The following is a 14,452-nucleotide window of genomic DNA, read 5'->3' as shown; positions in this document are numbered from 1 at the left end:
TTTTTATGCTTTGCATAACTATCAAAGTTAATGTCTTCGTGTCTTTACTCGAGTTTTGGATTAAATTCAGATTTATATTTCGGTTTATCACTTTTCATTCAAGTACAAGACCAACTTCAAATTAAAAACTAATACCCAAATCCGGCAAAACCGCTTTTATGAGTTGGCATTATTCATTTCTTTTAGCTGATTTCTCCACAATGTGTGTAAAATTCATAGGAAAAATAAATCATAGCCAATATTATCAAAAGTAAATTAATTAAAAAAAGGAGTAAAAATTCTTTTGAGAATTGCTTCTTTTCGATTTTTCTTTCGGCAACATAATTAACACCCGTTATTACAATTAGATAGAAAATCATTATTGGAATGAGTTCTACGATTATATTCCAAATTAAATTCATAATGTTATCGCAATCTGGAAATCTGACAATAAGTGCATAAGATAAAAACACAAACCAACTCATTAAACAAACTCCGGCAAAGTTCAATAAATACTTTATAAATTTCATCAGCTTCATTTCTTGATAATGTTTTTCTGTGCATTTTTGGTAAGCTTGCTCATAACTTGGTTATTTATATGAATGTTTCATAACTGCAATCTGTAAACTGCTATATATTATCCAGTATTTTAGAAAAATCTGGTTTGAAATAATTAGGCCCCTTCATTACTTTTCCATCTTCTCGGTAAATAGGTTTTCCATCTTCGTCCAACTTACTCATATTACTGCGTTGAATTTCGTCAAAAACTTCTTCTATTTTATGTTGCAAGCCATGTTCAATAATAGTTCCACACAGAATATACATCATATCGCCAAGTGCGTCTGCAATTTCTACTAAATCATTATTTTGAACTGCTTCCAGATATTCTTCGTTTTCCTCTTTCATCAAGTTGTAACGAAGAGTGTGCTTACTTTCTCCTAAATCGGCCGTAGGAATTTCACTATGCCCTATTTTAAATGCAGTATGAAATTCCTTAACTGAGTTTATTTGTTTTTGCATATTTTTATTTTATTAAATGAAAAGGCAAATTAGTAACTATTTCTAAACAATTAACTAAATTTGCCTGAAATAATTTAAAATATGTTTAGTCAAGGACAATTAGTGTTTGCAGGCTGTTTTTTTGTTGCTTTTGTTATTGCAGCAATTTATGCCTACCGAAAAGATTTAAGAATACATAAAGAGTTTTATAAAGGTAATTACAAGATATTAGTAGGTTTCTTAATTTTTATTGGAATTCTGTTTATGATAAAAATATTTTTTAAACGTTAAAATCTTTATTTTGGAATAAAAAATAACCTCAAATAGCGTCTAACTTTTTGGGGTCAATTCAAAATGAGCATTTTTTATTTACACTATACTTCTAGTTTTCCGAAGGCAAAAACCCAAAGGTTTTAGAATATTTCAACATTTGTTCCGCAAATGTTTTCGGTTGCTGTACTTCTATCGAAATAATTCTACCTTTTTTATCTAACTTTGGAACCAATACTGGATTTACAAAACCACTATAAGCAGCAGAAGCAAATTGTTTATTACGCGCTAAAACTTCGGCATGCAATTTCTGATCTACTTTTACACCATAATTTTCCACTAATGCTTTTCCTGCGTTAAAATCACCTTCTGATTTGATTCGTTGCACTTCTCTTAGCAATTGCCCAAATAAATCATGTAGTTTTTCATAATCCGTAATATTGAAATACGTTTTTCCATCGCGAGTAATTTTCTCAATAACATTGTCATTTTTTCCTTTTTCAAAAACCCAGGCACTAACCCACTGGCGATTTCTCATATGTGATTCTTCAATATTAGCACCTAATTCTAAACGTACCAATTGCATCATTAATCCATTTCTGATATAATTATTATAAGACTCCATCCCCAGTTTTTTCCAATCATCAACTAATCCTAATTCTTGTAATTTTGGGTTATACAAATAATATAATCCCACTAGATCCGCTCTTCCTTCTTCAAGTGTTGAGGCATAGCTTTTCAACGATTCTTTTGGAGTTCCCACTCCCGGATTAATTTGTCCTGAGGCATGACCAACTACTTCGTGTAAAGCAGTATGCATCTTACCTCCTATTTCTCCATATTTTTTTGCCAAGACAATTTCTTCTTCGTCATTTGCAAATTCCTCTAATTTTCCTTTTCCGGCAGCTTTAGCGTACGAATCAATAATATTACTTAAAGAAACGGATTTCGAACCATGTTCAGCACGAATCCAATCTGCGTTAGGAAGATTTACTCCAATAGGTGTACTTGGTGATGCATCACCTGATTCTCCTGCTACAATAACCGTTTTATAAGAAACCCCTACTACATTTTTCTTTTTATGTTCTGGCATCAATGGAGAATTATCTTCAAACCATTGAGCGTTTTTGGACACTACTTCCATTTTTGCCGACATGTCAAAATCTTTTATCTGAACGATTCCTTCATAAGAACCTCTATATCCTAATGGATCATTGTACACTTCGATAAAGCCATTGATATAGTCAATATTTCCTTCAGTTGCATGCAACCAAGCAATGTTATAGTCATCCCAAGTTTTCAAACTACCCGTTTTGTAATAACTTATCAGTAATCCTAAAGCATCCGCTTGTTTTTTATTCTCGGCAACAATTTTGGCTTTTTCTAACCAATAAATAACTTTATCGATAGCCGCTCCATACATACCGCCACTTTTCCAAACTTTTTCTACTAATTGTCCTTTTGCATTGCGAACTAATTTAGAATTCAAACCATAAGAATATGGCTTTTTAGGATCTGGACTTTTTTTCTTAGCATAGAAATCTTCCGTTTCTTTTAATGAAATTCCTTTTCCGTAGAAGTTAATTGCGGAGCCTTCCAATAAACCTTTCGATTCATCAAGATTAACTTTCTTTGCATCAATATCATTAAAGATAATAACTGCAATAGCTGGTGACAAAGCTGTTTTAGTCACTTTCATTAAACCATCGAAATAGGCTGCAGAAAAACCTGGCTTAATTTTATCACTGGAATAATGATGGTGTATTCCATTTGAGAACCAAACCCTTTTAAGGTAAATTTCAAAATTTTTCCAGTCTTCGGAGGTTTTATCCCCTTTATAATTTTTGTAAATATTCTCTAACGCTTTTCTGATTTTTAGATTGTATTTATAATTTTGGTCCCACATTATATCGCGACCCGAAGTTCCGGCTTGTGTCAAATAATAAACTAATCTTTGTTCTTTTAGGGTAAGATTTTCCCAACCTGGAATTTGATAACGTAACACTTTAATGTCTGCAAATTGCTCTACAACATAATCAAAAGAGTCCTTTTCTGTCATTTTTACTTCAACTTTTTTTGTTATTTGTGCACTACAAATAGCAGAAATAGCAAGAGTAATTAAAACACTTGAAATTTTAAGTAATTTCATTATTAATTATATTTAGGGGTTAAATGAACTATTATTCAACAAATATATAGATTCTTTAAATAAATAATAAAAAACCATCTCCCAAATTTTCGTTATTACGATGCAACTAAAATAGCCATTATACTTTCAATCCAATATTTTTTTGAATTCAGAGTTTATAAAATGGAAATTAAGTTTCAAAAAAATTATTCAAATTACAACGAACTAAAAGAACCTCTTTTATAATTTTTTGATACTTATTCAACTATATTAATAAAATTTTTAACTTTACAAGTTAAAACAGCCTATTACCATGAGGATTTTAAAATATCTATTTCTTTTACTATTACTTAGCTTAGTTGCACTATCCATTTTTATTGCAACACAAAAAGGAGATTTTACTGTAGAAAGAAGCAAAGTCATTAATTCCCCAAAATCAGCAGTGTTTAATTTTGTCAATGATTTTAAAAATTGGGAAGACTTTGGTTCATGGGCCGTAGAAGATCCTGAGATAAAAATAACGTATCCTCAAAATACTATTGGAAAAGGCGCCTCTTATTCATGGGAAGGAAAAAGTGGCAGTGGTGAAATCAAAACAATTTTTGTAAAAGAAAATGACAGCATTTCTCAAAAAATGAATTCTGATGGTACGATGTCTGATGTTTTTTGGAGTTTTAAAGACACTGTCGGAGGAACTAAAGTAACTTGGAGAACAAAAGGAAAAATGAGCTTTCTTTTTAAAATATATTCTGCTTTCAATGGTGGTGTTGAAAAAATTATCGGTGGCCTATATGAAAAAAGCTTAGCCAACTTAGACAAAACTCTTGATTATGAAATAAATACTTATTCAGTAAAAGTGGAAGGTTTAGTAAAAAAACCCGAGACTTTTTATTTGCATCAAACTTTTACCAGCAAAATTTCTAGTGTTATTAAAAATTACAAAATCGTTTCTCCAAAAATAATACTCTTCTGTGAAAAAAATAATCTTACAATCACAGGAAAACCCTTTATACTATACCACACTTATGATGTGGTAAACGGACTTGCCAAAATATCTATTTGTGTACCAATTAAAGATCAAATTTTCACAAGCGAAGGAAGTGATCTTTATTCCGGAAAACTAGAAGCATTCGAAGCGGTAAAAACCGTTTTAACTGGCGATTATTCCCACAGGCAAAAAGCTTTGGATAAAACATCCCAGTATCTTAACGCCAACCGACTAGTGCCTGATGCAACATTTTCACATCTCGAAATGTACTCCACAAGCAAAACTGAAATAAAAAATCCATCAAAATGGGTTACTGAAATTTATCATCCAATAAAACCAAAAGTCGAAGCAGTTAAAATTTACAAACCAGCCGTAATAAAAGCCGAAGAAGTGATAAAAACGGAACCGGTTGTAAAAACCGATGAAGCTATAAAAACAGAACCAGTTGTAAAACCTAAACAGGTTATAAAAAAACCAACTCCAATAAAAAAAGAAGAGGAACAATCTGAATTTTAATATTTTTTTGATAACAGATTAAACCTATTTGATAAATTCTATTCTAATCAGATAAATAATAGCTTTGCAAGAGGAAAAGGAATTTATTCAAAAACTATTGAACCCTAAAACGCAAAATGATGCGTTTCAACAACTCTTGCAGGACTATCAAAGACCGCTGTACAACCACATTCGTAATATCGTCTTGAGTCATGATGATGCCGATGATATTTTGCAAAATACTTTTATAAAAGTATTTCAACATTTAAAAAACTTCAAAGGCGACAGCAAACTTTTTTCATGGATGTATCGCATTGCCACTAATGAAGCGCTAACTTTTTTGAATCAAAAAGCAAAAATTAATGGAATATCGTCTGAAACATTACAAAACAAAGCCATTGACAATCTAAAAGCCGATGTATTTTTTGACGGAAATGAAATTCAAATAAAATTACAAAAAGCCATTGCCGTTTTACCCGAAAAACAACAATTAGTTTTCAAAATGAAATATTTTGAAGAATTAAAATATGAAGAAATATCAGAAATTCTAGGAACATCAGTAGGTGCTTTGAAAGCATCTTATCATCATGCCGTAAAAAAAATTGAAGCCTTTGTAACGGCAAATTAAACCTTTTATATTTAATTAAGTCTAATGAGTATTATGAAAGCATTTAAATTAGAAAACGAACCTAAAATTGAGTCAGGATTTAAAACTCCAGATCATTATTTTGAAAATTTTTCAACCAAAATGATGGAGCAATTGCCTGTAAGCGAGCCGAAAGTAATTTCTATTTTTCAAAAAAGAAAAACTCTAATTATGATGGTTGCAGCAGTATTAGTACTTGCATTGATGATTCCAATTTTGACCCCCTCTTCAACAAACACAAAAGAGCTGGATTCAACTACTTTAGAAAATTACATAGCGTATCAATCTAATATGAATCAATATGATTTGATTAGTGTATTAGAGCCCGAAGATATTAATAACATTAACTCAACTGTTGTTTTAGAAGATGAAGCCTTAGAAGATCTTTTAACTACAAATTCCAACTTAGAACATCTTATTTTAGAATAAAAAAATGCTTTTTTCCAAGTTAAAATTAAACAAAAAATAAAAAAATGAACTTTAAAAAACTATTCCCAATACTGCTACTATTCGTTTCTTTTAATTTTTACGCACAAGGCGAAAAAATGAAAGAAAAAAAAGAACAAATTAAAGCTTTGAAAGTAGCTTTTCTGACCACCGAATTAGATTTAACAGCTAATGAAGCAGAGAAATTCTGGCCAATCTACAATACATTTGATGATAAACAATTTGAATTGAGACATCAAAAAATGAAGACTTTTATGAGAAAAATGAATGATGGTTCTTTGGATAAAATGACTGAAAAAGAAGCAAATACTTTTTTGACTCAAATGGAAAGTACTGAGGAAGAGTTATTTCTGCTAAGAAAAAAATTCATGCAAAATTTGAAAGGAATATTTCCTGCTGTGAAAATCATAAAACTTAGAAAAGCTGAAGAGGATTTCAATAGAAAATTGTTACAACAATATCGCAACAAAGGCCCAAAAAGATGATATCTTTTTATTTATTAGTTCAAAAAAACACCCTAAGTACTAAACAAAAAGCATTTCGGGTGTTTTTATTTTTTGAAATTTAAGCGAATCATTTTATTTTTTCCTGCTGCAATAGCAGTATTTTCATCCATAAACCGAATCGTAAAAAGACTGGAATCCGCAGATAACTGTTTCCATGAATTACCACTATCCGAAGAATAATATAATCCGGATGCACCTACTGAAACTAATCCCGTCCCATTACTATTTGGAACATATTGCACACAGGAAGCATATCCAAAGCCTTGATTTTCAGTAATTAATTTCCAAGTTTTTCCTCCATTCGTTGTGGATGCTTTATTTCCAGAATTTTGTTCCGGAACTTCATAATTTCCACCAGCGACAAATCCTTTTTTGAAATCATAAAAATCGGCGGTGAAAATTCCAGTCATGGTTTTTCCTTGAACAATTGGTGTATCATAAACTTCCCAAGTCTTTCCTTTATCAGGTGAGTAAAAAACTCTGGCTTTTTTTCCTCCAGAAACAACCCATGCTTTATCTCCTTTTGTAACAATATTTGTATTGCTTGCCGCAAAAGCTGCTTCCCCGTCAGTCACTTTTGGCAATTTGCTCGACGGAATTTTATTCCATGAATTTCCACCGTCACGAGTGATTAGTATTGAAAGACAATCGGATATTGGATCTCCTATAGCTATTCCTTCTTTATCATTCCAAAATTGCATACTATCATAAAATACTTTTTCGTGATTTTCCTGATAGACCAATTTTATTTCTGAACCATCTTTAGAAATTCTATATAGCAAAGCCGGATTGGAAACATTAAGGATAAAAACAGCTGAAGACGTTTGTGCAATACTTCTAAATTCAAACTTCAAACTATCATTCTCAATCCTGTTTTCATTTTTTTTATCTTTCTCCAAATCATAAAAACCAAATCTTGATTCATCAGCAGCATACCAAACTTTATTTGCATCAATAAGAATCGCTCTAATGCTCATTTTATCTTGAAACAGTGTGTCAATTTGAATGGACTGAAAACTTGTGTTATTTAATTTCTCAGCAACATAACCCCCTGTTTTACAAGACATAAAAACAATTAAAAACAACACAATTAAAAAAATATTTCTCATTTTATATGATTTTTATGACGAATTTACAATTAAAAATGTTAATACCAATGGATGCCTAATTTATTGGCACAGTAATTGAATATTCAGAAAACATTAAACTTAATAACATTAATTATGAAAACGAAACTACTCCTTTTAAGTCTATTGACTTCTGTTTTCGCAACACAAATACAAGCGCAAGATAGAACAACAATAAATGCCATGAATTCTGAGATTAGTGATAACTTAGATTTACGTGCGGTTGCATCAATTTTTGGGGATTCGAGAGATCTTCAGGATTTCGAAAGACGGTTAAATGACCCAAAGCTTCAAATATCAAATTTGGATTTAAATAATGACAATGAAGTTGATTATTTACGCGTAATTGAAACCGTAGAAAATCGAACTCACGTAATCATCATTCAATCTGTTCTTGATCGCGAGGTATATCAAGACGTTGCTACAATTGACGTTGAGAAAGACAGATACAACAATATTCACGTACAAGTTGTAGGCGATGTGTACATGTATGGCCAAAATTACATTTACGAGCCTGTGTATTACAGCACACCGCTTATTTATGCTTCTTTCTGGAGTTCTAATTACCGCCCTTATTATTCAACTTGGAATTGGGGATATTATCCTTCTTATTATTATGCATGGAATCCATTCCCGGTTTTCAGATATAGAAATAACATCAACATTAGTTTAAACATAAATAACAATTACAATTATGTTAACTACAGAAGAAGTAATCGAGCGGTAGAATTATATAGCACGAGACGTTCAAATGACTATGAAAGACAACATCCGAATTATGCTTTTTCAAGAAGAAATTCTCAAGTAACAAATCGTTATGAATTAGACCAAAGAAGAGGTGTTAGAAATGTTGGTACAAGAAACGAAAAAGGGTATTCTCAAAGCAGAACGAATCCTTCCAGAGAAGCAGCGCCACAAAGAACTAATTCACAAAGAGATTATTCTCAAAACAGAACAAATCCTTCTAGAGAAGCAACCCCACAAAGAGCTAATTCACAAAGAGACTATTCTCAAAACAGAACAAATCCTTCCAGAGAAGCAGCGCCACAAAGAACTAATTCACAAAGAGATTATTCTCAAAACAGAACAAATCCTTCCAGAGAAGCAGCGCCACAAAAAACTAATTCACAAAGAGATTATTCTCAAAACAGAACAAATCCTTCCAGAGAAGCTGCCCCACAAAGAGCAGAATCTCAAAGAGACTATTCTCAAAACAGAGCGAATCCTTCCAGAGAAGCTGCCCCACAAAGAGCAGAATCACAAAGAGACTATTCTCAAAACAGAGCGAATCCTTCCAGAGAAGCTGCCCCACAAAGAGCAGAATCTCAAAACAGAGGTAACTCTTCAAGAGAATCAGCTCCGCAAAGAGCAGAACAACAAAGAGGAAATTCTTCATCAAGAAATGACAACAGAAGGTCTTAAAACACACTATAATAAATTAAAAAGCACGGTTGTAACAACTGTGCTTTTTTTTGTCATTTTATTAAATAAACAGCCCTAATTTATTTTAAAAGTGTAAATTTGACAAGTTTTTTAAAAAATATACATGAGCGCATCGCACAAAGACTTGCATACTAAATTGACATTAGGCGGGTTATTAGTTTCATTAGGAATAATTTACGGTGATATAGGAACTTCACCATTATATGTAATGAGAGCCATACTGGGTGATCACATTATTAATGCCGAAGTTGTTTTAGGAGGCATTTCAGCTGTATTTTGGACACTTACGCTACAAACCACTATTAAATACGTAATCATTACCTTGAGTGCTGATAATCACGGTGAAGGTGGAATTTTTGCATTATATGCCTTAGTCAAAAAAACAAAAATTCAATGGCTGATTGTTCCCGCCATTATTGGAGGAAGTGCCTTATTGGCCGATGGAATTATAACCCCCCCTATATCAGTATCCTCTGCCGTTGAAGGTATGAGAATTTTTTACCCAGAAATAAATACTATTCCTATAGTTATTGGAATTTTATTCATACTTTTTACTATACAGCAGTTTGGAACCAAACTTGTTGGTCGATTTTTTGCTCCAATGATGCTAATCTGGTTTAGTATGCTTGGAATTCTTGGACTAATACAGATTACAAAACATCCCGAAGTTTTTAAAGCCCTAAATCCGTATTATGCCTATCATCTATTGAGTATTCATCCTGAAGGTTTTTTTGTGTTAGGTGCCGTATTTTTATGTACCACAGGTGCCGAAGCATTGTACTCAGATATGGGACATTGCGGACGAAAAAATATTAGAATTAGCTGGATATTTGTAAAAAGTACTTTGGTTCTAAACTATTTTGGTCAAGCAGCCTATTTGATTCATCATGAAGGGGAAACATTGTTAAGTTTAGGCGGAAAAAATGGAAACCCATTCTATTTAATAATGGCTGATTGGTTTCAGCCTATTGGAATTGTAATTGCAACTTCGGCTGCCGTAATTGCATCACAAGCATTGATTAGTGGTTCGTTTACTTTAATAAATGAAGCCATGCGATTAAATTTTTGGCCGAAAGTTAAAATTAAATATCCTACTGAACTAAAGGGACAATTGTATATTCCGTCCATAAACTGGTTGTTGTTTTTGGGGTGTGTTGGTATTGTATTGCACTTTGAAGAATCCAGTAATATGGAACATGCTTATGGTTTAGCAATCGTTTTATGTATGATTATGACCACCATTTTACTTAATTTTTATTTAATTATGAAAAGAGTAAAACTATATTTTATGATTCCCACAATTACCGTTTATCTGATTATTGAATTTAGTTTTCTTTTTGCTATTCTACCAAAATTTATAGATGGTGGTTATGTAACCCTTTTTATAGCCATAATACTAATATCGATTATGACAATTTGGTATTTAGCGAAGAAAATCAACAAGAGTTACACAAAAATTGTCAAAATTGAAGATTACAAAAAAGTACTTGTCGAATTAAGTGCTGATTTATCTATACCCAAATATGCTACACATTTAGTTTACATGACCAATGCCGGCAGAACGGATGAGATAGAAGAAAAAGTAATGTATTCCATTTTACAAAAAAGACCCAAAAGAGCCGATATTTATTGGTTTGTACACGTAAACATATTAACGGAACCTTATAAAACGGAATATAAAGTAACCGAAATGGTCAAAGATGATTTGTATCGAGTTGACTTTAATTTAGGGTTTAGAGAACCTACAAAAATAAACTTGATGTTTAAAGAAGTAATTAAAGACATGGTACAAAAAGGAGAAGTAGATATAACCAGCAGATATGAATCTTTGAATAAAAATAATATTATAGGCGATTTCAAATTTGTATTGTCTGAAAAGTTCCTTTCTAATGATAGTGATTTACTTTGGCATGAAAAAATAATCATGAACTCCTATTTCTTTATTAAAAAACTAAGTTTATCTGAAGAAAGAGCCTTTGGTTTGGACAGCAGCTCTGTTAAAATAGAAAAATTTCCAATGGTGCTTCATGCTCCGGAAAATATAGGATTAACAAGAGTTAAATAACCTTTTTACATTTAAAAAATTTTAAAAAACACTGTTTTGATTACAGTGTTTTTTTATGCCAAAAGATTTAAAAACAACATTCATTATTAAAAACATAACATTCAATCAATTAATAGTACCTTTGCACCTCAATTATTTAAAATGAGATTACACAGAAATTTAGTTTATACTACCATCGACGCTTTAAATGCCATTTTTAACGAAGGTGAATATGCTGATAAAGTGGTAGCAAGATCCTTAAAAAAAGACAAACGTTGGGGAAGCTCTGACAGAAAATTTGTTGCCGAAACCATCTACGAAATTGTACGTTGGAAAAGATTATACGCAGAAATAGCCGAAGTAAAAGAACCTTTTGACAGAGACAATCTTTGGAGAATGTTTTCTGTATGGGCAGTTTTAAGAGGCTACCCTATTCCTGATTGGCGTCAACTGGAAGGAACTCCGGAAAGAAAAATAAAAGGACGTTTTGACGAGCTTTCAAAAGTGAGAGCCTTAAAAGAATCTATTCCGGATTGGATAGATGAATTGGGAGTTAAAGAATTAGGTGAGAAAGTTTGGGCAACTGAAATAACAGCTCAAAATCAACCAGCCAAAGTTATCCTAAGAGTCAACACACTTAAAACAACAAGAGAAGCGCTGCGCGCCATTTTAATGGATTTAAACATTGAAACAGAAACGCTTAAAAATCAGCCAGATGCTTTAGTTTTAAAAGAAAGAGCTAACGTTTTCCTAACTGACGCTTTTAAACAAGGTTTTTTTGAAGTTCAAGATGCCAATTCCCAATTAGTGGCTGCTTTCCTTGATGTAAAACCAGGAATGCGTGTCGTTGATACATGCGCCGGTGCAGGTGGAAAAACATTGCATATTGCCTCTTTGATGGAAAACAAAGGACAATTAATCGCTATGGATTTGTATGAAAGCAAATTGAAGCAATTAAAAATCAGAGCCAAAAGAGACGGTGCTTTCAATATTGAATACCGTATTATTGACTCAACTAAAATTATCAAAAAATTACACGAAAAAGCAGACCGTGTTTTAATTGATGCCCCTTGCAGCGGATTAGGAGTTTTGAAAAGAAATCCAGATGCCAAATGGAAATTAAAACCAGAGTTTATCGATAACATTCGTAAAGTACAATCGGAAGTTTTAGAAAGTTATTCTAAAATTGTAAAACCCGGTGGTAAATTAGTGTATGCCACTTGTTCCATATTACCATCAGAAAATCAAGAACAAATTGCCCGTTTTTTGACTACTGATATCGGTAAACAATTCAACTTTGTTAAAGACCAAAAAATCTTGGCTTCAGAATCTGGTTTTGATGGATTCTATATGGCATTGTTAGAACGAAAAGAAGAAGTTAAAAAGGTTTAAGGTTTAAGGTTTAAGGTTTAAGAAAATAATCCCATAAAAAAGTCCTCGAAATCGAGGACTTTTTTATGGGATTATTTTCTTGGTTCAATCTTTTTTCAACTTCAAACCTTAAACTAAAAAAACGTTAAACTAAATTATTAATCATTCATTGAGATTAAAAACTCTTCATTATTCTTGGTTTTCTTGAAACGGTCATTGATAAAATCCATCGCTTCCACCGGGTTCATATCCGAAAGGTATTTTCGCATAATCCACATGCGCTGTAATGTTTTTTGATCCAATAACATATCATCACGTCTTGTACTTGAAGAAGTTAAATCGATAGCTGGAAAAATACGTTTGTTAGCAATTTTTCTATCCAATTGCAACTCCATATTACCAGTACCTTTAAATTCTTCAAAAATAACTTCGTCCATTTTCGAACCAGTTTCTGTCAGAGCAGTAGCGATTATACTTAACGAACCTCCATTTTCTACATTACGGGCAGCTCCAAAGAAACGTTTTGGTTTTTGCAATGCATTTGCATCAACACCACCACTTAATACTTTACCAGATGCTGGTTGAACCGTATTATATGCTCTCGCCAAACGCGTAATCGAATCCAATAGAATCACTACATCATGACCACATTCTACCAAGCGTTTTGCTTTTTCAAGAACGATATTAGCAATTTTAACGTGCTCTTGTGGTTCTCTGTCAAATGTGGAAGCAATTACTTCACCACGCACACTACGTTGCATGTCTGTAACCTCTTCCGGGCGTTCATCTATCAATAAAACAATCAAATAAACTTCAGGATGATTCGCTGCAATTGCATTGGCAATTTCCTTAAGCAACATGGTTTTACCTGTTTTAGGTTGTGCCACAATCATTCCACGTTGTCCTTTTCCTATTGGTGAAAACAAATCGATAATTCGCGTTGAAATAGTGCTTTGCTTTTCAGCCAATTTGAATTTTTCTGAAGGAAAAACAGGCGTTAAATGTTCGAATGAAACCCTATCACGAACCACTTGAGGATCGTGTCCGTTTATTTTTAAAACTCTTACTAATGGGAAAAATTTTTCTCCTTCTTTTGGTGGACGAACCACTCCTTTTACGGTATCTCCGGTTTTAAGACCGAACAATCTAATTTGAGAAGTTGATAAATAAATATCATCTGGCGAAGCCAAATAATTATAATCTGAAGAACGTAAGAAACCATATCCATCAGGCATCATTTCAAGAACGCCTTCACTTTCTATAATTCCGTCAAATTCAAAATCAGAAGCAGCAAAATTACTTTTCTTATTTTTAAAATTCGGATTTTGATTCCCATTTCCGCTCCCGTTTTGGTTCTGGTTAGGATTCTGCTTATGCAATTGATTTGGGTTTATTTTTTTTACTGGTGCAGCAGAAATTTCTGTTTTTTCTTCAGTTGCTACATCTATAACCTCTACATTTTCTTTGGTTGCTTCTTTTACTTCTTCCTTATCCTTTTTTAAAGCAATTTTCTTTTCGTAGGCCGATTTATTAAATTTAATAATCTTACCTACTTTTTTTCCTGCATCTACTGCTTCAGTAATTTCACTTACTTCCTCAACTGGTGTAATTACTTCAACCGGATGGTTTGCTTCAACTGGAGTACTTATTTCTACTACAGTTTCTTCTTTTTCGAAAAGAGAATTTGTTACCGTTTTTTGAATAGCTGCTTTTTTAACAGGAACGATTCGAGCTCTTTTAGGCTTATCGTCTTCAACGTTACTTTCCTTTTTTGTTTCTAATATCGAATCAACGTTAGCCGCTTGATGCTCTAAAATATGACTAATTAATGTCTCTTTTTTTACACCGTTAAACTTTATGGTTTTAGCTGATTTAGCTATTTCTTGAAGCTCAGATAGCTTCATTTCTTTTAATGCAGAAATATCAAACATGAATGTTCTTTGAGTTTAATTAATTTGGAAAATTGTAAAGATAGGTAGTAAACTTTTTTATTTTGAATCAACCGCAGT

The 14,452-nt window shown here is 32.4% G+C and carries 12 protein-coding genes; 8 read left to right on the top strand and 4 right to left on the bottom strand.

The window, feature by feature from the left end:
- Positions 1-609 precede the first annotated feature (609 nt).
- Positions 610-999 carry a pyrophosphohydrolase domain-containing protein gene (locus tag FNW38_RS09240; protein ID WP_143388058.1) on the bottom strand — a complete coding sequence of 130 codons (390 nt, stop codon included), beginning with the start codon at positions 997-999 and terminating at the stop codon, positions 610-612.
- 81 nt (positions 1,000-1,080) lie between these two features.
- Here FNW38_RS09240 and FNW38_RS09235 point away from each other — a divergent pair, with 81 nt between their 5' ends.
- Positions 1,081-1,269, top strand: coding sequence for a hypothetical protein (locus tag FNW38_RS09235; RefSeq protein ID WP_143388057.1), 189 nt, complete (start codon positions 1,081-1,083; stop codon positions 1,267-1,269).
- 91 nt (positions 1,270-1,360) lie between these two features.
- Here the strand turns inward: FNW38_RS09235 and FNW38_RS09230 are convergent, their stop codons facing one another.
- Positions 1,361-3,397: a dipeptidyl-peptidase 3 family protein gene (locus FNW38_RS09230; RefSeq protein ID WP_143388056.1), complete on the bottom strand. Its 2,037-nt coding sequence runs from the start codon at positions 3,395-3,397 to the stop codon at positions 1,361-1,363.
- Between the two features lie 292 nt (positions 3,398-3,689).
- On the opposite strand from FNW38_RS09230, the gene FNW38_RS09225 reads away from it, so the two are divergent.
- From FNW38_RS09225 to FNW38_RS09210, 4 genes are all read left to right on the top strand, one after another.
- The gene (locus FNW38_RS09225; RefSeq protein ID WP_143388055.1) at positions 3,690-4,880 is read left to right on the top strand and encodes an SRPBCC family protein; all 1,191 of its coding nucleotides are present in this window, start codon (positions 3,690-3,692) and stop codon (positions 4,878-4,880) included.
- A gap of 64 nt (positions 4,881-4,944) precedes the next feature.
- Positions 4,945-5,487: an RNA polymerase sigma factor gene (locus FNW38_RS09220; RefSeq protein WP_143388054.1), complete on the top strand. Its 543-nt coding sequence runs from the start codon at positions 4,945-4,947 to the stop codon at positions 5,485-5,487.
- A gap of 33 nt (positions 5,488-5,520) precedes the next feature.
- Complete coding sequence (locus FNW38_RS09215) at positions 5,521-5,934, top strand: hypothetical protein (protein WP_143388053.1); 414 nt, start codon at positions 5,521-5,523, stop codon at positions 5,932-5,934.
- Positions 5,935-5,978: 44 nt separating this feature from the next.
- Positions 5,979-6,437, top strand: coding sequence for a sensor of ECF-type sigma factor (locus FNW38_RS09210; protein ID WP_143388052.1), 459 nt, complete (start codon positions 5,979-5,981; stop codon positions 6,435-6,437).
- Between the two features lie 65 nt (positions 6,438-6,502).
- Here the strand turns inward: FNW38_RS09210 and FNW38_RS09205 are convergent, their stop codons facing one another.
- Entirely contained in the window at positions 6,503-7,567 is a 1,065-nt protein-coding gene (locus tag FNW38_RS09205; protein ID WP_144064960.1) for a WD40/YVTN/BNR-like repeat-containing protein, read from the bottom strand.
- Between the two features lie 114 nt (positions 7,568-7,681).
- Between FNW38_RS09205 and FNW38_RS09200 the strand changes: the two genes are divergently transcribed.
- The 3 genes from FNW38_RS09200 (at position 7,682) to FNW38_RS09190 (ending at position 12,464) form a co-directional block, all read left to right on the top strand.
- Positions 7,682-9,007 carry a hypothetical protein gene (locus FNW38_RS09200; RefSeq protein WP_143388050.1) on the top strand — a complete coding sequence of 442 codons (1,326 nt, stop codon included), beginning with the start codon at positions 7,682-7,684 and terminating at the stop codon, positions 9,005-9,007.
- A 124-nt stretch (positions 9,008-9,131) separates the two neighbouring features.
- Positions 9,132-11,093, top strand: a complete 1,962-nt coding sequence (locus tag FNW38_RS09195) for a KUP/HAK/KT family potassium transporter (RefSeq protein WP_143388049.1) — start codon at positions 9,132-9,134, stop codon at positions 11,091-11,093.
- A 141-nt stretch (positions 11,094-11,234) separates the two neighbouring features.
- Positions 11,235-12,464: an RsmB/NOP family class I SAM-dependent RNA methyltransferase gene (locus tag FNW38_RS09190; RefSeq protein ID WP_143388048.1), complete on the top strand. Its 1,230-nt coding sequence runs from the start codon at positions 11,235-11,237 to the stop codon at positions 12,462-12,464.
- A 137-nt stretch (positions 12,465-12,601) separates the two neighbouring features.
- Here FNW38_RS09190 and rho read toward each other — a convergent pair whose 3' ends face one another.
- Positions 12,602-14,374 (bottom strand): transcription termination factor Rho, encoded by a 1,773-nt coding sequence (gene rho / locus FNW38_RS09185; RefSeq protein WP_143388047.1) that lies wholly within the window; start codon positions 14,372-14,374, stop codon positions 12,602-12,604.
- Positions 14,375-14,452: the final 78 nt, after the last annotated feature.

The organism is Flavobacterium gawalongense (assembly GCF_007097265.1).
Lineage (GTDB): Bacteria > Bacteroidota > Bacteroidia > Flavobacteriales > Flavobacteriaceae > Flavobacterium > Flavobacterium gawalongense.
Note: the sequence above shows the minus strand (reverse complement) of the source record. Positions and strands in the feature narration are given on the sequence as shown.

Coding starts and splice junctions, on each gene's coding strand:
- FNW38_RS09230 (WP_143388056.1), bottom strand. CDS start 3,397: ATGAAATTACTTAAAATTTCAAGTGTTTTAATTACTCTTGCTATTTCT.
- FNW38_RS09235 (WP_143388057.1), top strand. CDS start 1,081: ATGTTTAGTCAAGGACAATTAGTGTTTGCAGGCTGTTTTTTTGTTGCT.
- rho (WP_143388047.1), bottom strand. CDS start 14,374: ATGTTTGATATTTCTGCATTAAAAGAAATGAAGCTATCTGAGCTTCAA.
- FNW38_RS09225 (WP_143388055.1), top strand. CDS start 3,690: ATGAGGATTTTAAAATATCTATTTCTTTTACTATTACTTAGCTTAGTT.
- FNW38_RS09240 (WP_143388058.1), bottom strand. CDS start 999: ATGCAAAAACAAATAAACTCAGTTAAGGAATTTCATACTGCATTTAAA.
- FNW38_RS09195 (WP_143388049.1), top strand. CDS start 9,132: ATGAGCGCATCGCACAAAGACTTGCATACTAAATTGACATTAGGCGGG.
- FNW38_RS09205 (WP_144064960.1), bottom strand. CDS start 7,567: ATGAGAAATATTTTTTTAATTGTGTTGTTTTTAATTGTTTTTATGTCT.
- FNW38_RS09215 (WP_143388053.1), top strand. CDS start 5,521: ATGAAAGCATTTAAATTAGAAAACGAACCTAAAATTGAGTCAGGATTT.
- FNW38_RS09210 (WP_143388052.1), top strand. CDS start 5,979: ATGAACTTTAAAAAACTATTCCCAATACTGCTACTATTCGTTTCTTTT.
- FNW38_RS09190 (WP_143388048.1), top strand. CDS start 11,235: ATGAGATTACACAGAAATTTAGTTTATACTACCATCGACGCTTTAAAT.
- FNW38_RS09200 (WP_143388050.1), top strand. CDS start 7,682: ATGAAAACGAAACTACTCCTTTTAAGTCTATTGACTTCTGTTTTCGCA.